Genomic DNA, 21,101 nt, shown 5'->3' with positions numbered 1-21,101 from the left:
GCCTCAATCCGGAGGAGCGAGATCAGTTTGGCCTGAACCGTATGACCACATTGTCTCGAATTGATCTGCAAAGAAAGCAAATGATCGCGGATCGCGCGACTCGGAAGCCACAAACACCGGCCGATCTCTCGCGGGCGTTGAGATCGTGTACAACTCCACATGCGCGGTCGATGAGCCGCCTCGCCTACGCGCAACAATTAGACTGCAAGGAGGCGCAAATGGAAGCGTACGAATCTCACTCGAGTCTGGGAATCTTTCACAAAGGTCCTGAATCCCCTCGATCGCGCGCGCCATGTTCTCCTGATAGGACTGGACACTTGTGGATTCGTACGAAACGTACGAGGCCAGGTAATCTGCACCTGCACCTTGGGCCGAGGTGACCAAGAAGCGCATGGTGACGCCCCGTTGTAGCGCCTGCTCGAAATATCCGCGGTATTCATTTGTCAGCCGGAAGAGCGAGCCACCGGAGATCGCGAGGCTGTGCGCCCCCTCGGCCCTATCCTCAAACGGAGGGAGCCCCCTTTTCGGCCGAAAGACAGCGTCCACACGAGGAGTGGTTATCTCGGCGTGACTGTCGATAGCGCGCAGGACGTCGGTGTGCAAGGTCGCCATATTCTGATTGCGAATCTTTTCTTCAACCAATTTCTCTGCCAGCAGAGACCCACCAATCGCTGAAAGCAACGCCAATGTCAACTGCTGCAACTGTTCGGTTGACAGATCTATTACTTCGGGGAGGAAAGCCGCTACGGCACCGCCCGCAAGCGACACGACGAGGGGACCTACGGTCACCACCTGCTGAAGCCATGCCCATCGAGTCGAAGTCGAACCGCGCACTTCAGCCATCCACCCTCCCAGCGTGGCGAACTTAATCGGTGAACCTTGATGCGACATGCGCGACAGCGAATCATCACGGTTTCGACCGATTCACGGTGGATTGTAACTATATCGTCACGAGTGTCATCGGGGTAGTGCGCATGAGAAGTTGCCACCGCCACAGTGAGGTTGCTCGCCCCTTTCCGTCACTGCTCGGCGCCGAGCGCGGCAGGCGGAAGATCGAGGCCCTGCTGATCTGCAGGGAGTTCGTGCGCTGACCCGCAGGTTCATGGCGTCACGATCCGGGGACGCGGGGGACAGGGCCGGCTCCCGGCGGGCCGAAAGTATCGGGCAACCCTGTCACATCGCTTTGCTGGACCGCCTCATCGCATCCGCATCGCGTCGAGCACGCCTAGCGCGACTCCGCGCCAAGGCCCGACACCCTCGACGAACTGCCGGCGTCCACCGCGCAGTGCAACGGCCCGCGCGGCCTGCGGCAGTGCGCGCCGCCACCGCCGGACGGCGGCCGGGTCGAGGTTCTTGCACGCGAACAACATCCGGTTGCGGATGTCGTACCGGTAGTACGTCTCACTCTTGGCGCGGCCTCGCGACTCCTGGGTGCCGCCCTCGTCGTGCACCACGTGGGCGCCGTCGACCACCTTGAGCCGGGCCCCGAGCGCCGTCGCCCGCCACGACAGGTCGACGTCCTCCCAGTAGAGGAAGTAGTCCTCGTCGAAGCCGCCGAGCTCCTCCCAAAGCTCGGCCCCGACTACCAGGCAGGCCCCGCTGAGCCACGGGACGTCGTCGGGCGACGTGCGGCGACCGCTCATGGTGCCGTCCGCGAGGTGCAGGTAGGTCAGACCGCGGGAGTAGACACCGCCGTCTGGGCGAAGGATCCGGGGTGCGACGAGCGCCGAAGCCTCGGACCGCGCCGCGTCGGCCAGCGATTCCAGGCCGGCTGGATCGGTCCACGCATCAGGGTTGAGGAACACCAGGATCCGGGCACCGGCCGCCAGCGCGTGCGCCGCGCCCAGGTTCGACCCGCCACCGAATCCGACGTTCGCCTCGGGGGTCAGCAGTGTCCACCCACGCTCGGCGGCCAGGCGGGTCACGGCTGCCCGCTCCCCCGCGCCGCTGAAGCTGTCCACGACCACGACCCGCGCGGCACTGTCGCCGGCCGTCCGGGGCAGGTTCGCGGCGAGCAGGTCTACCGAGCCGTAGTTGACGACGACCACCGCCACGTCGTCGAGCACGCTCACCGGGCGTACGCCCGATCCGCCGTCAGCCACAGGAATCACCCTCGATGTTCTTTCTTCGATCTGGGCTTGCGCTCACGCAGCCCGTAACGTTCGTTTCTGTGGACAAATCAGCACTGCCTTCGGCGGTCGTGTCGGCTGGACGCGGACTGATTCGCGGGTATGGAATGCTCACCGCGTCTTTTCGCGCCGGGCCGGACTTTCTGTTGATCGGCGCCAAGCGCGGCGGCTCCACGTCGCTGTACTTCGCGCTGCTGGAGCATCCGTCGGTGATGCCACTGTTCCCGAGCGCGCGGCTGCTGCCCAAGGACAACCACACTAAGGGCGTCCACTACTTCGACTCCCACTACTCGATGGGTGATGTCTGGTACCGGTCGCATTTCCCGGCAGGTGTTCGGCGTGGCGGAAAGGTGGTCGGAGAGGGTTCGCCGTACTACCTCTTCCACCCACTTGCCGCGGAGCGTGCCGCGAAGGACGTGCCGGACGCGAAGATCCTGCTGGTCCTGCGCGACCCCGTCGAACGGGCCTTCTCCCACTACCGGGAGCGGCGGCGACAGAACGCCGAGGAGCTCGAGACGTTCGAGGAGGCACTGGCCGCCGAGGACGAACGGCTCGCCGGTGAGCGCGAGCGCATAGTCACGGAGCCTGGATACCTGAGCTACGCGCACGAGCAGCAGTCCTACCGGGCGCAGGGCGAGTACGCCCCGCACCTCCGCCGCTGGATGGACCACTTCGCCCGGGAGCAGTTCCACGTGCTCGCTGCGGAGGACTTCTACGCCGATCCGCAGTCCGCCTGCGACGCGGTAGCCGAGTTCCTCGGCCTGCGCCATGCACCGCTGCCGCCATCGGTGGCCGAGCCGTGGAACGCCGCCCCGAGCAGCAAGCTGGCGGACACCACGCGCCAGAGCCTCGCGGAGCACTACGCACCTTTCAACGCGGACCTCAAGGAGCTGCTGGGTCGCGAGCTTCCCTGGACCCGACCCGGTCTCGCCGAGCACGTCAGCGGGACGCGGGGAGACTGACCCTCGACCGCAGCTCGGTGATCAGTCGAGCGGTGAGTGGCGCGTCGTGGTCGTCACGAGACCTGGAAGTCAGGCGCTCGATCCAGAACCGGGCCGCCTCGACGTGCTCCGGTTCGGGCGGTGAGGCGGACCGCCGACCCAGAACCGCGGCACTGGTGGCCTCGTAGTAGACCTGGTCCGCACCCGGCGGCGCCCAGGAGGCGTCCTCCCAGTCGATGAGCCACGGCAGACCGCGGCCGCAGCGCCTCAGGTTCCACGGCGTCAGGTCGCCGTGCATCGGAAGCCAGCGCTCGGGTACGTCCTGCGGCCGCGGGAGGAGCGGACCCAGGCAACGTTGGATATCAGCCACGATCCGGGGCAGCGCGACGCGACGCGCCGGTGCGGCAGGCAGAGGCGGCATTGCCTCCAGGACCATCCAGTGCCAGCCGTCCGTCTCCCCGCGGTCGAGTACGCGCGGCACCCGGAAGGTCTCAGGCCGCGCCTCTGCGAGCGCGACCATTGCCTGGTGCTCCCGGTCCAGCTCTCCCGGCTCCTCACGCAGCTTGAGAAAGCCCACCGACCGCCCCTTTCTGAGCAGCAGGGCCGCCAGGCCCGTGCGAGACGCCTGCGGGCGCTCGTAGAAGGCGAGATCGTCGAACGACCCGAGGCGCACCGCCAGCGTGCCCCACAGCACCGGGCCGCCGGGCGGTTCCCAGCTCACGCGCTCGCCAGGGACCAGCCCCGGCCCGAGCACCGCCACCGCGTAGTACAGGCCCCACTGCGCCGCGAGCGCAGGACGCCTGGACCGCGTGATCAGCGAGATGCCGGCGAGTGCGCCCCGGCGCGACCCGGACGGGATCAGAACGTTGCGGGTACCCATCCGAGGGCGGATCAGCCGATAACCGCTTCCTGGCCTCGACGGCCCGTCATGCGGGTCCACGTGCGCTCAGCTCTTCCTCGACTCAGCGTCGGCGGGCCGCTCGGCGTCGGCGGCCCACTCGGCGGCGTGCCGACGTCGTGCGAGACGCTTCGGCCCAGGCGTCCGCCGGTCCGCGAGGTCGAACGCGAGCTGTTCGTAGCCGTCGGTGACCTCGTCCCAGTCGTACTGGGTCGCCCGCTCGGCCAGGGCTCGGCCCCGGTCGGCGCAGCCTGCGGGGTCGCTCTCGGCCTCGGCGACCCGCGCGGCGACGTCGCCCGCCGTGCGGAAGTAGCGGCCGGCGTCACCGAGGACCTCGCGGTTGAACGCGACGTCGTACGCGACGGTGGCGGTCCCACCCCCGATGGCACGCAGCAGCGACGGGTTGGTCCCGCCGACCGAGTGCCCGTGCAGGTAGGTGAGGGCACCGACGTAGAGCTGGTCGAGGAGTCCCTGGTCCCACACGCCGCCCAGGAGGCGCACCTTGGGGTTGCTCGCCGCGAGCGCGGCGATCCGCTCCGTGTACTCATGCGCATAGGGCGCGGAGCCGACGACGACGAGCGGACGGGACGCGCCGCTTGCCGCGTACCCCTCGACGAGCACGTCGACGTGGTTCTCCGGCTCGAACCGGGCGACGACCAGGTGGTAGCCGTCAGGGGTCAGGCCGAGCTCATGGAGGCGCTCGTGCCCCATGCCGGTCAGGTCGGGCGCCCCGTAGGTGATGAGGCGGCTGTCGACGTCGTACTCGTCGCGGTAGTAGTCGGCGATACCCGGCGCGTCCGCGATGAGGGCGTCCGAGAGCCCCACGGCCGCCGTCTCCGCGGCCCGGTAGTACCTCCGGCCGGTCGGTCCCCACTTGGCGCGGCGCCACTCCAGCCCGTCGACGTGGGTGGCGACCGGGATGCGCGCCGTGCGCAGGACGGGCAGCAACGGTGCGTTGGCCGCGTTGAACACGAACGCGACGTCGGTGCGCCGCGCCGCCAGGTGCGCGACGGACAACGCGGTGTGGCTCAGCGTCTCCAGGGTGCGGTGCCGCAGAGCGGGCAGCGTGACGAGCTCCATGCCCAGGTGGTGCGTGAGGGGCGGTGCGACGCCGTCCCGCGCGCCAAGGCCCTGTCGACAGTAGACCCGGACCCGGTGCCCGCGCTCCACGAGCCTGGACCCGATCTCTTCCACGGCGGTCTCGAACCCTCCGTAGCGCGCTGGAACACCGCGTGTGCCGACCATCGCGATGCGGAGGGTTCTAGGGGACATGCCGGGAGCGTAGATCGCGTCAGATGCCTGGAAAACCCCGTAGCACCTATTTCACCCGCGCCAGACGGGCTTTGTGCCCAGCGGCACATTCGCGAGGTGCTGCCCGTCTCAAGCCGGCTGCTCGTCCCCCGACAGCCTTCGCACGACGGACCGCCGGCTCACCAGCAGACGCCCCATCTGCGCCCGGTACCGCTGCGCGCCGAACCGCTCGGCGGCGTCCCGCCGGCCGGCGTCCGCCAGCGCGGCAGCGTGCGCCGGGTCGTCGAGCAGCTCGGCGATCGCGTCGGCCAGGGCCACCGGGTCGTCGGGCCGCACGAGCAGGCCGGTCTCCCCGTCCGCGACGATCTCCGCGAGCCCCTGGGTGCGGCTCGCCACGACGGGCCGCCCGGCGAGCATCGCCTGCACCGCCACGTTCCCGAACGGCTCCACCCGAGACGGCACGACGACGACGTCGCCCCGGGCGAACCACTCCCACGGGTCCGCGTACCCCACGAGGTCGACGGCGCCGGCCAGGTCGTCCGCGGAGGCACGGACCCGGAGCTGGTCCTCGAACCACTCGTAGCCGGCGAACACCGAGCCGCACAGCGTCAGCCGCACGTCCCGGCCGGTGCCCCGGAGGAGCGCCACCGCCTCGAGCGCCACGTCGGACCCCTTGCGCGGCGACAGGCGTCCGACCAGGACCACGTGCGCGGACCCCGGGGCCGCGGCCGCACCGCCCTCCGCACCGCCGTCCGACAGGGGGACATCCGGCGGCCCCGGCACGCCGTTGTAGACCACGCGCGTGCGCCGCCTCAGCGCCGGGACCGCCGACACGACGACGTCACGTGCGGCGGCGGAGTTCACGACGACGTCCCGCGCGAGCAGGAGCGGTGCCGCGAGTCCCACGCGGACCGCCCACCGCGCGTCGGCCTCCGCCTCGTGCACGTGGCACACGGGTGCGACCCCGGCCAGCCGGGCGGCGACCAGCCACGCGGGAATGGTCAGCGTGTTGACGAGGACCGCGTCCGGGCGCACGCGGCGGATCAGCCGCGTCATCGGGCCGAGCGCCCGCAGCGTGCCGAGCCCCAGGGCGACGATGCCCCGCGGCGTCAGGTGCGCCTTGCGGAGCACCGGCATGTCGAGCGTCTCCACCCGCGCGCCGACGTCGCGCATCCGCCCGGCCAGCGGTCCGTCGCCGGGCAGCACGACGACGACGTCCGCACCGGCGTCGACACATCCGGCCGCGGTCTCGACCAGCTGGAGGTCGGAGCCGTAGAGCTCCACGGAGGCGTGCGCGAGAAGAACCGTCGTCATGATCGCCAACTGTGCCAGCCGGACACTAAACAGGAGATCTCGGACCGGGTGAACTCCGGGATCGGGAGCAGGACAGGAAGGGGATGGGCGAAATATTGCTGATTCTGCCGAAATAGCCCGCCCGAGAGGTGAAACTTGAGAACTACCGGGTGACTTCTATGGGTTCACGCCGCGATGTCCCCTACTTCACCGTAACTTGTTCACAGCCACGGGGCGCACAGCGACCGCCAGGCCTCCACCAACACCCCACGACGTCCTTGACGCCGCGACCGCACGTGTCCGGAGCCAACCACGCCAGCAGGAACCGAAGGGATCGAGAGTGACCGCATACTCGGTTGACAACGAGCCGCCACACCTCTTTCCAGTACCGGACGACCCCGCCGAGAACCGCGAGCCGATGACCCACGGCGAACCGGTCGGTGCGCAGTCCGAGGGCACCCGGGTCCGGCAGCTGCGGGCCGCAGCGATGCCCCGCGCCCGGACCGGCTGGCAGGCCGGCTACCAGGCGCGGCTCCGCCTCACGGACGCCGCGGTGGTCGGCGTCACCCTGATCACTGCCTACGGCGCGCAGCTCGCGCTCAGCGGCACCTCGCAGTGGTCCGCCATCGGCCCGCTGCACGCGGCCGTCGGCCTGCTGCTCGCCACTGCCTGGCTCGCCGCGCTCGCCACGAACCGCGCGTACGACGTGCGCTTCTTCGGCAGGGGCATGTCCGAGTACCAGCGCGTCCTCGACGCCACCTGGAAGTCGTTCAGCCTGATCGTCCTGATCGCATGGGTGACCGCCTACTCCGAGGCACGCGTACTGCTGCTGGTCGCCTTCCCGCTCGGTATGGTCGGCCTCGTCGCGTCGCGCTACCTCTGGCGGCAGCACCTGCTGCGGCAGCGCCGCCGCGGCGACGGCGGCCTGACCATCCTCCTGGCGATCGGCGACCGTGAGCAGGCGTCGCGGCTGATCCGGCTGCTCAACGGCGCCCCGGAGCAGGAGTTCGTGGTGGCGGGCGTCTGCCTCACGAACGGCGCCCAGGCGGGCGAGCGCCTGAGCGGCGTCCCGGTGCTCGGCGACCTCAGCGATGTCGGGCTGACCGCGCACGAGATGGGCGCGGGTGCCGTCGCCGTGTGCAGCTCGCACGAGATCACCGCCGACGTCGTGCGGCGGCTGGGCTGGGAGCTCGAGCGGTACGGCGTCGACCTGATGCTCACCGCCGAGCTGGCCGACGTCGCCGTCCCCCGCATCACCGTCTCACCGGCCCCCGGCATGTCGCTGCTGCACGTGGACACCCCCCGCTTCGAGGGACCCAAGTTCTCCGTGAAGCAGGTCATGGACTGGGGCCTGACCGCGGTGCTGACGGTCCTGGTCTCACCGATCCTGCTGGCCATCGCGCTGACCGTGGCCTTGACCAGCCGTGGACCGGTGTTCTACCTCTCGCACCGCGTCGGCCGCGGCGGGCGCCTCTTCCCGATGGTCAAGTTCCGCACCATGTACGTCGACGCGGACCGGGACGTCGTCGCGCTGGCCGCCGTCAACGAGGCCGAGGGCCCGCTGTTCAAGATGCGCTCCGACCCGCGGGTCACGCGCGTCGGGCGGTTCCTGCGCCGTTACTCGCTCGACGAGCTGCCGCAGCTCTTCAACGTGCTCCGCGGGCACATGAGCCTCGTCGGTCCGCGCCCGCCGCTGCCCCACGAGGTGGCGGCCTACGAGGAACGGATGAAGCGCCGGCTGCTCGTCAAGCCCGGCATGACCGGCCTGTGGCAGGTCACCGGGCGTTCGGACCTGTCCTGGGAGGAGTCGGTCCGGCTCGACGTCTACTACGCCGAGAACTGGACGCCGTTCCTGGACCTGCTGATCCTGGCCCAGACGGCCCGCGCGGTGGTCTCGGCCCGGGGCGCCTACTGACCCTCTGGGTCAGGCCCGGGTCAGGCGCATCGGGGTGTGCGGGATACCGTCCTCCAGGAACTCCGCGCCGTCCTGCTCGAACCCGTGCTTGCCGTACCAGCGGGTGAGCGGGGACTGCGCGTCCAGCACCACGTCGCGGGTGTCGCCCGAGTCGTCCACGTACCGCAGCGCCGTACGCATCAGCTCGTCGGACAGCCCCTTGCCCCGCGCGCCCTTGACCAGGGCGACGCGGCCGATGCGCCAGACGTCGCCGTCGTCGAGCACGCGCGCGGTGCCGAGCACGCGGGTCCCGCCGTCGGACACCGAGTCGGGCGCCGCCTCCCCGACGCCCACCACGTGCACGGTGGTGGGCTCGAGGTCGCGCCCGTCCAGGTCCTCGTACGGGCAGTCCTGCTCGACGACGAACACGTCCTGGCGCAGCTTCCAGACCCCGTAGGCGATGGTCACGTCGAGCTGGTCAAGGGGGGCGGTGATGATCTGCACGGGGTCGATGCTCTCATCCCACCGGCAGGTGCCGCTTCCACCAGTCCAGGATCAGGTCGAAGCGCTGCTGCCGGTGGCGGGGGCGGCCGGAGCGGGACAGCTCGTGGTTCTCGCCGGGGAAGACCACCAGCTCCGTCTCGACACCGTGCCGCTTGAGCGTCGAGTAGTAGCGCTCCGCCTGGGACAGCGGGCAGCGCAGGTCGAGCTCGGAGTGCATGACGAGCGTGGGCGTACGCACCTGCCCGGCAACCGCCTGCGGCGACTGCGTGGCGATCTGCTCAGGAGCCTCGCCCACGTACTCCGTGCCGAAGAACGAGCCGATGTCGCTGGTCCCGAAGAACACCTCCGGGTCGAGGAACCCGCGCTCCACTATCGCGGCGGCGAACCGGTGGTCGTGGGCGATGGTCCACGCCGTGAGGTACCCGCCGTACGAACCGCCGAGCACCCCCACCCGCGACGGGTCGAGCCGCCCGTCCGCTGCCGCCGCGCCGTCCAGGAAGTCCAGCACGTCGTGCAGGTCGACGGTGCCCATCGCCTGGCGGATCGCCCGGCCGTGGGCCTGCCCGTAGCCGGCGGAGCCGCGCGGGTTGCAGTACACGACCGCGTACCCGGCGTCGACCAGCACCTGCGTCTCGTCGAACAGGCCCACCTCGTACGAGGCGTAGGGGCCGCCGTGGATCATCAGCAGGGTGGGGAACCGGCCGGTGCCCTCGGGAACCGCGATCCAGCCGTGCACCGGGTACCCGTCACGGCCGGTGACGGTCAGGTCCTTCGGGGTCACGACTCCGGTCGCGCGCAGAGGCGCGGAGAAGTCCGTCCGACGGCGGGGCGCGCCGCCCTCGGCACCCGCCAGCTCCACGACGCCGACCTCGCCGTAGGTACCGGGGTCCGCATACGAGACGGCGAGGGTGCCACCCGCGGCGTCGAACTCCGAGACGACTACATCGCCGCTGGTCAGCTGGGTTGTGACCCCGTCGTCGGAGATGCGGACGACCTGCTGCGTGCCGCGGCTCGCGAGGGCGAGCAGCACGCCGCCGTCAGGCAGGAGCAGCGGCTCGCCCCCGACCTCCTGGGTCTCCGGGTCCGTGAGCCGGCGCGGCGCCGCGTCTGCCCACGCGGACAGCACGTACAGCGCGGCGTTCCGCGCGACGAAGTCCTTGCCCTCCGCGCCGACGTCCTGCGCGACGACGTACAGCTCGCCGCCGGAGCCGAACGCGATCGCCTGCGGGGCGAGCGTGCCGAGGTCGATCTCGGAGCCACCACCGGTCGCGGGGACGCCCAGCGGGAGTACGCGCAGGGCGCCCCTCGGCACCTGGCCCGGGCCCTGCTCGCGTTCGGCGATGACGCCGATCGATCCGCCGTCCGGCGTGAAGGCGATACCGCTGTGGTCGACGTCGTCGGTGGTCAGCCGCCGCGCTTCCGGCACAGTGGGCCGCGGTTCGGGCTCACCCTCCGCGGTCGGGACCGGCTGCACCACCGGCTCGGCGGCGACGTCGGGAACGTCGACCAGGAACGCGTGCTGCGGGCGGTCCCGGTGATAGCCGAGGCCGTTGCGGGTCCAGCTCCACTCGGTGATGCGGCGCGGCGGCTCGGCACCCGGCGCGATGCCCTCGACCGAGCCGTACCGGCCCGGCTGGGGCTCACGGCTCAGGAAGGCGATGCGCCCGCCGTCGGGCGACCAGCGGAAGTCGGTGACGCCCAGCTTGCGGTCCGTGACCTGCACGGCCTCGCCGCCGCTGGTCGGCAGCACCCAGAGCTGCGGCGCCGACTGCGGCTGGGCGCGCAGGAAGGCGATCAGGGCGCCGTCGGGCGAGATGCGCGGGGCGGTGTCCCGGAAGCCGCGGGTGAGACGCCGGGACTCGTCGCCCGCCGACCCCAGCGGCACCCGCCAGAGCTGCCCCACGGTGGCGTCGGCGTCGAGATCGGGGCGGGTCACCGACACGACTGCCCAGGTGCCGTCCGGATGGACGGCGGGCCGGGAGACGGTACGGATCAGCGGGAGGTCAGTGGCCTGCATGAGCCGGACATTACCCTTGCCGACATGTCCGAAACACAGCAGACCGACGCCCCCGCGAGCGCTCACGAGGCCTGGGGCGAGCCGCGTACCCGCGAGCTGACCTGGTTCGACCCCGTGCAGATCGCCGCACAGGCGCCCTTGATGTCGGGCCTCGAGTTCCTGACCCGGATGCGCGAGGGCGTCATCCCGCCGCCGCCGATCGCCGCGCACTTCGGCCTCGACATCGACGTCGTGGAGGAGGGCCGGGTCACGTTCAGGTGCGCGCCGGACGAGTCCGGCTTCAACCCGATCGGGACCATCCACGGCGGCGTCCTCTGCACGCTCCTGGACACCGTGTGCGGCTGCGCCATGCAGTCGGTGCTGCCCCAGGGCAAGGGCTACACGTCGGTGGAGATCAAGGTCAACTACGTCAAGGCCGTGCGCGGCAACAGCGGCCAGCTCACCGCTGAGGGCACGGTGGTCAAGGCGGGTTCGCGCGTCGGCTTCACCGAGGGCGTCGTCCGGGACGCGAGCGGCGCGGTGGTGGCGACGGCGTCGAGCACGCTGCTGATCTTCGACCTCCCGCCGGCGCGCGCCTGACGCGAACCCCGCACTCAAGGTCCGCTTTGGGTCAGGTCACCCACGTGCCGATCAGCCAGGCGCCCGCCGCGATCAGCGAGCCCACGAGCTGCACGCCGATGGTGATCAGCGTCGCCTGGACGGCGGCCTTGGTGGCGCTCGTGGCTGCCCGCACGTCCTTGCGGCGCGCCCACTCCAGCAGGAAGACCGCGCCGACGAAGAACAGGAACAGGCCGAGCACGGGGATCACGAAGAACCCGATGATCCCCGCTATGCCGCCCACCGCAAGGGTCAGCATGGGTATCTCGGCCTTGCGCATGTGCTTGCCGGCAAGGATCCACTGGAGCACCTCGGCGATGGCGATGGCGACCACCGCGACGCCGAAGACCACCCAGGCCTGCACGCCGCCGGTCATGATCGCCCACACGAGAATGCCGCCCAGCACGAGCACGGAGCCAGGCAACACCTGGACGACTATGCCGATCAGTCCTACCAGGATGGCCACACCGACGAGTACCTCTGCCCAAACGTCCACGGGCGAACTTTAGCGGTCCCACGACGTCGGCTCGGCCAAACTCGGCCGAACGACCAGACTGAGCGTGACGCAGGACGTCTACCCTGCTCACCATGATGCGTGACGTGGTCGGCTACCTCACCCGGCTCGGCCTCGACGAGCGCCCGCCGGCAACCGTCGAGACCCTCTTCGAGCTCCACCGGCGGCACGCAGAGCGGATCCCGTACGAGAACCTGCACACCATGCTCGGCAGCCCGCCGGCCGTCGACGCGGCGGCGACCCTGGCCCGGGTAGCGGCCGGCGGCAACGCCGGCTACTGCTTCCACCACAACGGCATCCTGACCGTGGTGCTCCGGGAGCTCGGCTACGACGTCGTGCCCGCGTGGGGCCACAACTGGGACGACGACGCCGAGCGCCAGGACGTGCACGTCGGACACCTGGCGATGCACGTCCGCGGTCTCCCCACCGACGACAACCCCGGCGGCCTCTGGTGGCCCGACGTCGGCTGCGGCGACGGCCTCCACGACCCGCTGCCGCTGCTCGCGGGCGAGTACCGGCAGGGCCCGTTCACCTACCGGCTCGAGCTGCGCGACGGTGGCTGGACGTTCCACCACGACACCCAGGGCAGCTTCGGCGCGGTCGACCTCTTCGACGAGGAGCTGACACCGGAGCGCGAGCAGTCGGCGCACCGCCGCCTGACCGACCCGGCGGACGGCGCCTACGCGCGCAAGCTCGTCGTCCAACGGCGTCTGCCCGACGCCGCGGCGACGCTGCGCGGCTGCCTGTTCACCCGCACCGGCTCACGCACGGAACGGGTCGAGCTCACGGCGTACGACGACTGGCGGGACGGGCTCCGGACCCTGGGCATCGCGCCGCAAGGCATCGACGACGACGCCCTGCGCGGCCTGTTCGACCGCAGCCTGGCCGCCCACCGGGAGTGGCTGGCGACCAGGGCGGCCGGCTAGCGGTCAGCCGGTCAGTTCCAGAAGACGGCGACCAGGATGTTCACCAGGGTCAGGCCCAGGACCGCGCCCTTGAGACCCTTCGAGACGTCCTCACCCTTGCGGACGGCGATGACGGCGAGCACGGCGACGGCGAGCGCGATGACCAGCTTCACGCCGATCTTCGCCATCGACGGGCCGCCGTCATCCCAGAGACCGCCCATCTCGGCGATGCCGACCATGATGACGCCGGCGACGACGGCTCCCAAGGCACCGTGCGAGACACCCTTGTAGAGGGCCTTGGTCCGCATCGACGCGATGGCGCCGCCGAACACGAGAGCCCAGCTCGCGAAGTGCAGGAACACGAAGACGTTGTAGAGGAACTCCATGCCTGGATGCTATATGCGCGATGCGTGCGGGAGTGGCCAGATCTGCACCGTTCACCCCTTGCGGTACCGCTCGCACAGCGACAGGTTTCTATCGTTTATCGATAGAGATGAGTCTCAGATGAACACCTTTGTCGTGCGCCTGCTCCGGGCAGTGATTCTCCTCATGCTCCTGGGGGTGCTCATCACCCAGGCGTGGGTCCTCCCCGACATCGCACGGTCGCTCGCGACCAGGTATCCAGAGGTCGATCACCTGCGGACCCCGGCCCTGACCGTGTCGATCATCGGCCTGACCGCGGCTCACGTGGTGCTGGTCTGCGCATGGCGCCTGCTCACGATGGTGCGGCACGACACCGTCTTCTCCACCAGTGCGTTCCGGTGGGTCGACGTGATCATCGGCGCCACGGGCGCCGCCGGTGCCTCGGCGCTCGGCCTCCTGATCTGGCTCAGCACGCCGACCGGGTGGGCATCACGCCGGCGAACCTCGCCGTCCTGAAGAACGGGCGATCGAAGGCGGTGCGGTTCAGCACGCTGGACGCGCTGTGCACGGCGCTCGACTGCCAGCCGGGGAATGTACTCCGACAAGTGGCTGAAGAGTCCTGATTCACACCAGCAGGTGCGCTGCGATCAACCCGAGAGACCCCAAGAATACGGCTGCCAAACCAAAGCGGGTCATACGCAGCAAGGACCGCCTTTCACCGCGATCGCGGGCATCACGGAACGCGCGGCCACAGGCGATCGCCGCATACGACCCCAGCGCGATTGCGATGCACGACACCACCTGAGCACCAACGTGCGGCTGCACATCACCAATAATCGCCACGACCGCCCCACCGGCAACTGCAGCGACAGCAGTCACCCACCTTGCAAGAACTGCTAGTCGGCGTGGCGCCTCCAGAACAACGAGCCCCTGCGAGAGTGCCACCGAAACAAATGCCAACCACACAGCGGACACGCCACTCACGAGCGCTACGGCTATACGGACCGCATCCAAGGAATCCATCACCTAAAGAGTGGTGAAGTGTAGTTGATATCTCCCCCAGAGAGGCCAGGGAGCGCTCCTGCAGTGATGCCGAGCGCCCTCGCCGACGTCTCAACAGGGCGATGGAACGCAGCCTCCATAAGCGGAAGTGTCCGTTGTGGGTCCCCCTTGAAATGTCGACCGGCCTTGGCATATGCACCAAGCGCCGCGTGCTTCCCCAAACGGCCGAGCCCGCTATTTCTGATCAGCCGTGCTCCTGGAATACTGGCGAAAGCGAGGTCTACGCCAAAACCGGCGCCCGCTTGCGCCCAACTTTGTGTTCCACCGAATGCCTTTGCCGCGTTCGATGCAGCGCTGAATCCCACGCCCGCCAGGACTGCAGCGCCACATAATCCAGCAGTGGCCGCGATACACGCAACCAAACCTGCAGCAGCTACAACGAATCCCGCACCCGTAAGGAAGTTGTTAAAACCATCCGATCCTGCAATGCCTCGAAGGTTTTGCAGCCACCCGCCTTCCTGCTCACGCTTGTGTTGCGCGGCCTCCCGCGCTGCCGCGGCCTCGCGTTCCTCCGCGATCTTGGCCGCCCTCTGCGCTGCGGCAACCCGACGCGCACGTTCGGCTGCCGAGACTGTCTTGTCCACCAGCGCGGCCGTTGAACCTGAACTCGTCTCGAAGCCATCCTTGTTCTTCGAGTAGAAGTTGCACGCGTACGCCGTGTAGCACTCACGCACATAGACCGGGCTACCGCCCGAACCCTTCTTCTTCTTCACACAGCTGATGGCGCCGCGCTCACACTTGTCCCAGTTTCGCTTCGCCGAGATGTTCCCGCCCTTGCCCACCTTGCACGAATGCGACCCGTCGTGGCACTCCGAGAACAACAGACCGGTCGGGTCCGACCACGTAGTCGGGTTCTGGTTCGAGTACGCATAGGCGTTCCACTGCTGCGGATCCGTCAGGTCCATCACCGGATCAACACTCACGAAGCTGCCCAGCGCAGGATCGAACATCCGCGCCCCGACCGCCGTGAGCCCCGTCGAGTCCTGAGGTTTGTCGAGGAACCCGTGATCACCCACCCAGCCGGACGGGTCCCCGACCTCGTGCACGGACTCCCCACCGGCCGGGTCCAGCTCGGGATCGACACCAACAGCCTCGTCCCGCGGCGCTCCGAACGGATCCGTGTACCGCCGCGTGACCTGGTTGGTCGTGTTCGCCACCTGGATCGTCCCGGTGCCGTGGTGGTCGGCGAAGATCGTCGTGACGTCCGAGAACCGTGATCCCGTGCGTACCGCCACGGTCTCACCCGCGAACGAGTAGTAGCGCTGCGCCGACACCGCGCCTGTCTCGCCGTCCAGCCTCACCTCCTGGCCGGGCAGGTACAGCGTGGTGTCCCCGCCCTGCGTACGGAGGAGCCGGTCGCCGTCAGCGGAGTACACGTACCCGTCCTGTTCGGCACGTTCGGCGTCGTCGATCGTGCCGTCGCCGTCGGCGTCCTCGGCCACTGCGGAGAGCTCGCCCTCCACGTCCCACGACAGCTCCTGGGCCGGCTTGCCCGCGAGGGCGCGCCCCGTCAGGTTCCCCGACGCGTCCCATGTGTAGGCGGACTCACCCAACGTCGCACTGCCCGACGTGGCGGTCACGGTAGACGCCGCGTGCGGCCGCGCGTCGCCCGCCTGCGGGTACGTGTACGCAGACGTCACGTTCCCGCCGTCCGCGCTCGCCCGGTGCAGCACCGTCGAGGTGCGGTTCCCGGTCGCGTCGTCGTACCCGTAGGACTTCCAGTACGGCTCCGCGCCACCCAGAGCGGCCACGGACGGCGCCGTGGCGCAGTCACCCGAGCCAGGGGTCCAGGCCCCCGTCAACCGGCGAGCCCAGTCGTAGCTGAAGCACTGCTGATCGGCCGGCTGGCTACCCAGTGCTGGGTCAGGGGTGTCTGAGATGCCGAGCACGTTCCCCGCGTCGTCATACGAGTAGGTCGCATGGCGCAGCTCGTGGAGCTGGTCGTCCTCGCGTCCCGTCTGCTGCGTCGTGGTCACCCCGTCCAGGCGGCGGGTGCCGAAGCCGTAGTACAACGACTCCTGATAGGCGTGCGTGTTGCCCGTCCGCAGGTAGGAAAGCTCGCCGGTGGGCAGGAAGTCGGCCCGCCCCACGTAGTTGCCCCACCCGAACCCACCGGTCAGGCCATCGGCCACGCCGCCGTTGGTGTCGGAGTAGTACGTGGTCAGGCCCTCGTCCGCGATCCCACCGACCCCAGGCACGGTCTGGGTATGCACCCGGCCGTCCTCGGTGTAGGTGAACTCGTAGGTGTACTCACCGGCCAGCCCCTCCGGCGTCGTCTCCGACTCCGGAATGCTCACCGTGGTCGAGGTCGGCAGGTACCGGTCGGTGAACCCTTCGATGCTCGTGGTGTACTCCACACCCCCATCATGACGGGTCGAGGAAGTCTGCTGCCCCTTCGCCACCTTGCCGTCGCCCAGCAGGTCATAGGTCCAGCTCGACCGGACGGGCCCGCTGGCACCGCCCTCACGCAACGTCGTGGGACGGTTCAGGTGGTCGTACGTGTACGCCAGCAGCTCGTCGCGCGCGTCGGTGGTGCTGACGACGTTCCCCGTCGCGTCGTACTTCGTGGTCGCCTCACCCTTGTCCGGGTCCGACGTCGAGACCTGCCGGCCGCGCAGGTCGAACCCGTAGGTCCACTCGTTGCCCGCCGAGTCGGTCGCGCCGACCAGGCGGTCTGCGCCGTCGTACTCGTAGGACGTCGTGTGGTGGGTACCCGTCGGGGACGCACCCTCGTACTGCCACAGCTCCTTGGTGCGGCCCCGGGCGTCGATCACCGTCGTGGTCGGTGTCCCACCCGTGGGCGGGTTCGTGTGTACCCGGTCGCCCTGGTACGTCGTGGTGGTGGTCCACGTGTCGAGGTACGACTCCTCGTCGTCGGGTGCCTCACCCTCACCCACCTGGAACGTCTCCGACACGGGTCGCCCCGCCCCGTCGTAGGCGTGCACGACCCGGGAGTCGACAGCCGACGCCGACGTCACAAGCTGTCCTGAGGGCGCACCCGTGGTGGCCCACCCGTCACGAGTGACCCAGCTCAGCCCGCGGGTGTCGTAGAACGACTCCGAGATGACCTTGCCGGCCACCGCCGCGGAGGCGGACGGGCTCTGAGCCTGCCGCTGCCGCAGCAGCCCGTCGTAGATCACGCTCGAGGCCACGTACCCCGATGCGTCCCAGTTGAGCGTCTGGGTGACCACGCTGTTCAGGCCTGAGGCGTTCACCCCGTACGTGAACTTCGACGTGGGGTCGTCCACGTTGGGCACCCGGCCCGGCTCCCACACCCGCACAAGACGCCCCAGGGCGTCATACGCACCGTGCGTGGCCTTCCCGTTCGCATCGGTCGCCTTGACGGGCACGCCCCACGCCGGATCCACCTCCGTCGTCGCGGTGTGCGGGGTCAGCTGCCCACTGTCGTCAGGGTCAGCGGTGGTGACCGTGGAGGACTTCGTGAGTCCTCCGCCGCCGGCCGTGTTGTCGTACGCGGTCCTGGTCACGTTCCCCAGGGCGTCGGTCGAGCTGATCGGCTGTCCGTAGCTGTTGTACCGGGTCTGGTTCACGTCCACGTACACCGGCGTGGACCCTTCGTAGCGGTCGACCTCCTGGGTGAGAGTCACCCGCCCCTGGGTCGGAGCAACTCCGACGGCCTTGGTGTCGTAACCGTGCCGGACAACCTTGATCACATCGCCCGGACGGGATGGCGTCTGGTCGCACCGCACATCGACCGTCTCGACCTGGTCGACGGTGGTCAGGATGTTCTTGCCCGTGTTCCGGTTGTAGGTGGTACGCGTGCAGAGCTCGTCCCCGGAGAACGACGTGTCACCGCGCTCGGTCACCTCGGTGGGCATACCGAACCCGTCGAACGTGGTCTCGGTCCGCAACGTGCGGGTCCCACCGCCCGCGACCGGGGTGACGGTCTCGGTCGCGGAGGTACTGGTGTGAAAGGCCTTCTTCGAGGCATCGTCCGGATCGACGGCGGTCGCCACCGACCGCCACGGGGTACTCAGGGCCCGTCCGACGACGGTGTCGCCGTCGTAGGTGATCTCCTCGCGCAGCATCCCGGAGAACTGGTCCAGGTCGTCGATCCCGTCGACAGCCACGTCGCGAGTGCCGCCAGAACCGTCGCGGTCCCCGTGCTGGCCGCGGAAGTACCTGTAAGCCGTGCGCAGGCGCGGCTGCCCGGCCTGGCTCGTCGCACCGGTGTAGACGTCGACCCTCGAGTAGCCGCGCAGCTGGCCCCAGGTGCGGTACTTCGGCTTGGTCAGCTCGTTGTCGTCGTAGTGCCACGCCGGGGAACCGGTGTAGTCGTAGGTGGTGTCGATCGGGACGGTGCCGTGAATCCTGGGGTCCTGCGTCACCGAGACCACTCGGTAGTGGTGGAAGTACTCACGCACCTGCTCGGCGGCGCCCTCGGGCGTCCAGAACACCGGCATGCACCGCTTGTCGTTCGACGCGGGGTCCAGACCTGCGGTGTTGGCGGTGGTGCACTCCATGCCCGAGTACGCGACCGTGGTGATTCCGCCGGACTCGGAGCGGATCTCGTCGATCCGGTAACGCGTCATCGCCGGGCCCAGATCACCGGTGGTGTCGACCCGGTTGTCCTTCTGTGCGCCGTGGAACGTCACCGCAGGCAGCTTCACGTCGTCCGACGTGCTCGTGGTGCCGCCCTGACCGGTGTGCTGGATCGAGTCGAGCCATAGCGCCGGGTCCGAGCCGTCGCCCGGGTCGGGGAACGACTGGCCGAGCGCCCAGGAGTCCACCGGGACATAGCCGGTGCCCTCGCGGACCCGAGTCGTGATGCCGGTCAGCCGCCATCGGTCGAAGAACGCCGCCGACGTCTGGGCGCACGACGAGCTCGACGTGCAGATCAGGTCGCGGGGAACGTCCGGCCAGTGGGAGCTGTTGGCCTCGTTCAGATCTCCCGCCGCGCAGCTGAATCCGTCACCCGGGATGCACCGCTCGGCGTAGTCGAACGTCACTCGAGCGGGAGCCGCGGTCGAGGACCCGGCGCGGGTTCCGTAGTCGATGCGGTTCAGGCGCGCGGCCCGCACATACTCCGTGGTGCCGGCGTTCAGGTTGTGCCCGTAGCGGTTGGTCGCCCGCTGGTACGTGTACGACATCGTGTTCCCGGACACGTCCTCGACCAGGTCCAGGTTCCATCGGTATGGCATCTGGGCGCAGGAGGACGACGCGAACGACGCGGCGTGGCACGGCTCGCCGGCGTGATTGCCGTACACCCGCACGTACTGCACCGAGTTCGACGCCGCCCCACCGCCGGTGACCCCGCCACCGAAGGTGTAGGTGGTGCCGTCGGCGGTGGTCACGACCCAGTGCTCCCCGTCCGGTCCCTCCCCGGACCCGCCGGTGGCACGGACGACCCTGGTGTTGTCGTCGTTCTTGGGCCGCCACGTGTTCGTCGCACCGTCCCGGACCAGCTCGGTCGACGACCCGTTGAACACCAGCGTCGCGTTGTTCGACTTCCAGCAGAGGTCCCCGGTGGCCCGGGAGGCGTTGTTCGGTGCCTGTCCGTCGACGGCGGACCGGTCCTCGCTGCACGGCACGTACTTGCGCTCCACGTAGCCGGAGAGGTTCGCCTCCCAGCCGTCGCCCACCTGGGTCGCCTGCGAGTTGGCCGACACCACTCGCCCGTCATGACTCGCAGAGGAGTACGACAGCGACAGGTCCGGGGACAGACCACCCGCGGTAGGCGCGGTCCGCAGCGGGTAGGACCAGGAGAACGCGCCAGTCTGCGTGGCCACGTTCCACGACGCCGACGACGACAGCGACGTCGCACCCCAGTCACCCGCGCCACCAGCCGTGCCGGCCATCACTGCCAGCACCGCCATGCCCGACGACGCGTCCTTGGCAGCGTTCGGGGAAGCGTCCGACGACGTGGTCGGAACCTCGGCGGTTCCCGAGATGGTCGCGGTTCCCGCCTTCTCGTCCACCTCCAGATCCGCATCCGTCACGGGGTGCTGCACCTGGCACGACGCCACTTGCGACGACGTGAGGGCGCAGGCGGGCAGCTGCACCAGGCGCAGCCGGTGCACGAGGTCACCGCCGGCAGGCATCAGGTGCGACACGTCGACGTCGATCCGCACACCCGGGGCCTTCTCCGGACTCCCCGCGGCGGAACGCGCCTTGCCCCCGGACGCCGAGGCGGTGGCGTCGAGCGTGATCACCGGTCCTGCGGCACCGACCCGCTCGGCTGCGCCGCGGCCGAGGTGAGTGACCTCGAGCGCGTCCGGCAGGTCCTCACCGCCCTCGACGGGACGCAGGCCGACCGCCAGACCACCAGCCTTCCCCGAGACCCGCCGGTCGCCACCCTTCGCGCGGTCGCGTGCCGAGTCCGTGCCCGGCCGAGAACCCTGCTCAAGGACGAGGGTGGTGTCGCCGGCCGCAGGACGCTCAACCCGCTGCGCAGGCGCGCCGGGCATCCGCCTGACCTTCGGGGCACGGTCCACGTCCTCGGTGCCAAGGGCCTCCGTGTGGGTGATGCGTGCGTCCTGGGTGTCGAACCCGAGGGAGTCGGTGTAGTCGCGCCACTCCTCCAGCGACATGTCCTGGACCTCGGCTGGGGCGAGCTCCGCCGCGAGCGCGGGCGCGACCACCGGGGCCGCCAGCACCAACGCCAGTGTCCCGGCCACCACGCTCGCACCGCGACCGCTCCACCGGCCGTGCGCCGTCCTCCGGCCGATCGCCCGTCGTTCGTACTTTCCCGTCATCGCCGCGCCCCCTCATC

Annotated in this window: 17 protein-coding genes; 6 read left to right on the top strand and 11 right to left on the bottom strand. The window is 69.6% G+C overall.

The features are described 5' to 3' along the window. Positions 1-3 precede the first annotated feature (3 nt). Together ACQEVI_RS15870 and ACQEVI_RS15865 are read right to left on the bottom strand one after the other, a co-directional pair. Positions 4-843, bottom strand: coding sequence for a hypothetical protein (locus ACQEVI_RS15870; protein WP_432900488.1), 840 nt, complete (start codon positions 841-843; stop codon positions 4-6). Between the two features lie 353 nt (positions 844-1,196). After that, entirely contained in the window at positions 1,197-2,102 is a 906-nt protein-coding gene (locus tag ACQEVI_RS15865) for a glycosyltransferase (protein ID WP_432900486.1), read from the bottom strand. A 134-nt stretch (positions 2,103-2,236) separates the two neighbouring features. Here ACQEVI_RS15865 and ACQEVI_RS15860 point away from each other — a divergent pair, with 134 nt between their 5' ends. Beyond that, complete coding sequence (locus ACQEVI_RS15860) at positions 2,237-3,091, top strand: sulfotransferase domain-containing protein (protein ID WP_432900484.1); 855 nt, start codon at positions 2,237-2,239, stop codon at positions 3,089-3,091. Here ACQEVI_RS15860 and ACQEVI_RS15855 read toward each other — a convergent pair. The 3 genes from ACQEVI_RS15855 to ACQEVI_RS15845 form a co-directional block, all read right to left on the bottom strand. Beyond that, positions 3,069-3,950: a phosphotransferase gene (locus tag ACQEVI_RS15855; RefSeq protein WP_432900482.1), complete on the bottom strand. Its 882-nt coding sequence runs from the start codon at positions 3,948-3,950 to the stop codon at positions 3,069-3,071. The genes ACQEVI_RS15860 and ACQEVI_RS15855 overlap by 23 nt on opposite strands. Before the next feature lie 66 nt (positions 3,951-4,016). Next, positions 4,017-5,240 (bottom strand): DUF1972 domain-containing protein, encoded by a 1,224-nt coding sequence (locus ACQEVI_RS15850; RefSeq protein WP_432900480.1) that lies wholly within the window; start codon positions 5,238-5,240, stop codon positions 4,017-4,019. A 108-nt stretch (positions 5,241-5,348) separates the two neighbouring features. Beyond that, on the bottom strand, positions 5,349-6,533 hold the full coding sequence (locus ACQEVI_RS15845) for a glycosyltransferase family 4 protein (RefSeq protein WP_432900479.1): 1,185 nt from the start codon (positions 6,531-6,533) through the stop codon (positions 5,349-5,351). Positions 6,534-6,852: 319 nt separating this feature from the next. Between ACQEVI_RS15845 and ACQEVI_RS15840 the strand changes: the two genes are divergently transcribed. Further along, positions 6,853-8,427, top strand: a complete 1,575-nt coding sequence (locus ACQEVI_RS15840; RefSeq protein ID WP_432900478.1) for a sugar transferase — start codon at positions 6,853-6,855, stop codon at positions 8,425-8,427. Between the two features lie 9 nt (positions 8,428-8,436). Here ACQEVI_RS15840 and ACQEVI_RS15835 read toward each other — a convergent pair whose 3' ends face one another. Together ACQEVI_RS15835 and ACQEVI_RS15830 are read right to left on the bottom strand one after the other, a co-directional pair. After that, entirely contained in the window at positions 8,437-8,910 is a 474-nt protein-coding gene (locus ACQEVI_RS15835; RefSeq protein ID WP_432900476.1) for a GNAT family N-acetyltransferase, read from the bottom strand. Positions 8,911-8,923: 13 nt separating this feature from the next. Continuing rightward, positions 8,924-10,927, bottom strand: a complete 2,004-nt coding sequence (locus ACQEVI_RS15830) for a S9 family peptidase (RefSeq protein WP_432900474.1) — start codon at positions 10,925-10,927, stop codon at positions 8,924-8,926. A 24-nt stretch (positions 10,928-10,951) separates the two neighbouring features. Between ACQEVI_RS15830 and ACQEVI_RS15825 the strand changes: the two genes are divergently transcribed. Then, a complete protein-coding gene (locus ACQEVI_RS15825) occupies positions 10,952-11,506 on the top strand; it encodes a PaaI family thioesterase (protein WP_432900472.1) in 555 nt (184 codons plus the stop codon). Between the two features lie 31 nt (positions 11,507-11,537). On the opposite strand, the gene ACQEVI_RS15820 is transcribed toward ACQEVI_RS15825, so the two are convergent. Beyond that, the gene (locus tag ACQEVI_RS15820) at positions 11,538-12,020 is read right to left on the bottom strand and encodes a DUF456 domain-containing protein (RefSeq protein ID WP_432900470.1); all 483 of its coding nucleotides are present in this window, start codon (positions 12,018-12,020) and stop codon (positions 11,538-11,540) included. 92 nt (positions 12,021-12,112) lie between these two features. Between ACQEVI_RS15820 and ACQEVI_RS15815 the strand changes: the two genes are divergently transcribed. Next, positions 12,113-12,964, top strand: a complete 852-nt coding sequence (locus tag ACQEVI_RS15815; protein ID WP_432900468.1) for an arylamine N-acetyltransferase family protein — start codon at positions 12,113-12,115, stop codon at positions 12,962-12,964. 11 nt (positions 12,965-12,975) lie between these two features. Here the strand turns inward: ACQEVI_RS15815 and ACQEVI_RS15810 are convergent, their stop codons facing one another. Next, entirely contained in the window at positions 12,976-13,329 is a 354-nt protein-coding gene (locus ACQEVI_RS15810) for a hypothetical protein (RefSeq protein WP_432900466.1), read from the bottom strand. Positions 13,330-13,447: 118 nt separating this feature from the next. On the opposite strand from ACQEVI_RS15810, the gene ACQEVI_RS15805 reads away from it, so the two are divergent. Together ACQEVI_RS15805 and ACQEVI_RS15800 are read left to right on the top strand one after the other, a co-directional pair. Next, positions 13,448-13,822 carry a DUF2975 domain-containing protein gene (locus ACQEVI_RS15805; protein WP_432900464.1) on the top strand — a complete coding sequence of 125 codons (375 nt, stop codon included), beginning with the start codon at positions 13,448-13,450 and terminating at the stop codon, positions 13,820-13,822. Next, positions 13,768-13,929: a helix-turn-helix domain-containing protein gene (locus ACQEVI_RS15800; protein WP_432905963.1), complete on the top strand. Its 162-nt coding sequence runs from the start codon at positions 13,768-13,770 to the stop codon at positions 13,927-13,929. The genes ACQEVI_RS15805 and ACQEVI_RS15800 overlap by 55 nt, the downstream gene beginning before the upstream one ends. Before the next feature lies 1 nt (position 13,930). Here the strand turns inward: ACQEVI_RS15800 and ACQEVI_RS15795 are convergent, their stop codons facing one another. Both ACQEVI_RS15795 and ACQEVI_RS15790 read right to left on the bottom strand, forming a co-directional pair. Next, entirely contained in the window at positions 13,931-14,185 is a 255-nt protein-coding gene (locus tag ACQEVI_RS15795) for a hypothetical protein (protein ID WP_432900462.1), read from the bottom strand. Between the two features lie 143 nt (positions 14,186-14,328). Continuing rightward, positions 14,329-21,084 carry an RHS repeat-associated core domain-containing protein gene (locus tag ACQEVI_RS15790; RefSeq protein ID WP_432900460.1) on the bottom strand — a complete coding sequence of 2,252 codons (6,756 nt, stop codon included), beginning with the start codon at positions 21,082-21,084 and terminating at the stop codon, positions 14,329-14,331. Between the last annotated feature and the right edge of the window lie 17 nt (positions 21,085-21,101).

This window comes from Promicromonospora sp. CA-289599 (assembly GCF_050936155.1).
Classification (GTDB): Bacteria; Actinomycetota; Actinomycetes; order Actinomycetales; family Cellulomonadaceae; genus Promicromonospora.
The sequence above is the reverse complement of the archived record's forward strand: the minus strand, read 5'-3'. Positions and strand labels throughout refer to the sequence as shown.

Excerpts from the sequence above, each read along its gene's own strand:
- ACQEVI_RS15870 (WP_432900488.1), bottom strand. The coding sequence starts at position 843 with ATGGCTGAAGTGCGCGGTTCGACTTCGACTCGATGGGCATGGCTTCAG.
- ACQEVI_RS15860 (WP_432900484.1), top strand. The coding sequence starts at position 2,237 with ATGCTCACCGCGTCTTTTCGCGCCGGGCCGGACTTTCTGTTGATCGGC.
- ACQEVI_RS15855 (WP_432900482.1), bottom strand. The coding sequence starts at position 3,950 with ATGGGTACCCGCAACGTTCTGATCCCGTCCGGGTCGCGCCGGGGCGCA.
- ACQEVI_RS15850 (WP_432900480.1), bottom strand. The coding sequence starts at position 5,240 with ATGTCCCCTAGAACCCTCCGCATCGCGATGGTCGGCACACGCGGTGTT.
- ACQEVI_RS15845 (WP_432900479.1), bottom strand. The coding sequence starts at position 6,533 with ATGACGACGGTTCTTCTCGCGCACGCCTCCGTGGAGCTCTACGGCTCC.
- ACQEVI_RS15830 (WP_432900474.1), bottom strand. The coding sequence starts at position 10,927 with ATGCAGGCCACTGACCTCCCGCTGATCCGTACCGTCTCCCGGCCCGCC.
- ACQEVI_RS15825 (WP_432900472.1), top strand. The coding sequence starts at position 10,952 with ATGTCCGAAACACAGCAGACCGACGCCCCCGCGAGCGCTCACGAGGCC.
- ACQEVI_RS15815 (WP_432900468.1), top strand. The coding sequence starts at position 12,113 with ATGATGCGTGACGTGGTCGGCTACCTCACCCGGCTCGGCCTCGACGAG.
- ACQEVI_RS15810 (WP_432900466.1), bottom strand. The coding sequence starts at position 13,329 with ATGGAGTTCCTCTACAACGTCTTCGTGTTCCTGCACTTCGCGAGCTGG.
- ACQEVI_RS15805 (WP_432900464.1), top strand. The coding sequence starts at position 13,448 with ATGAACACCTTTGTCGTGCGCCTGCTCCGGGCAGTGATTCTCCTCATG.
- ACQEVI_RS15790 (WP_432900460.1), bottom strand. The coding sequence starts at position 21,084 with ATGACGGGAAAGTACGAACGACGGGCGATCGGCCGGAGGACGGCGCAC.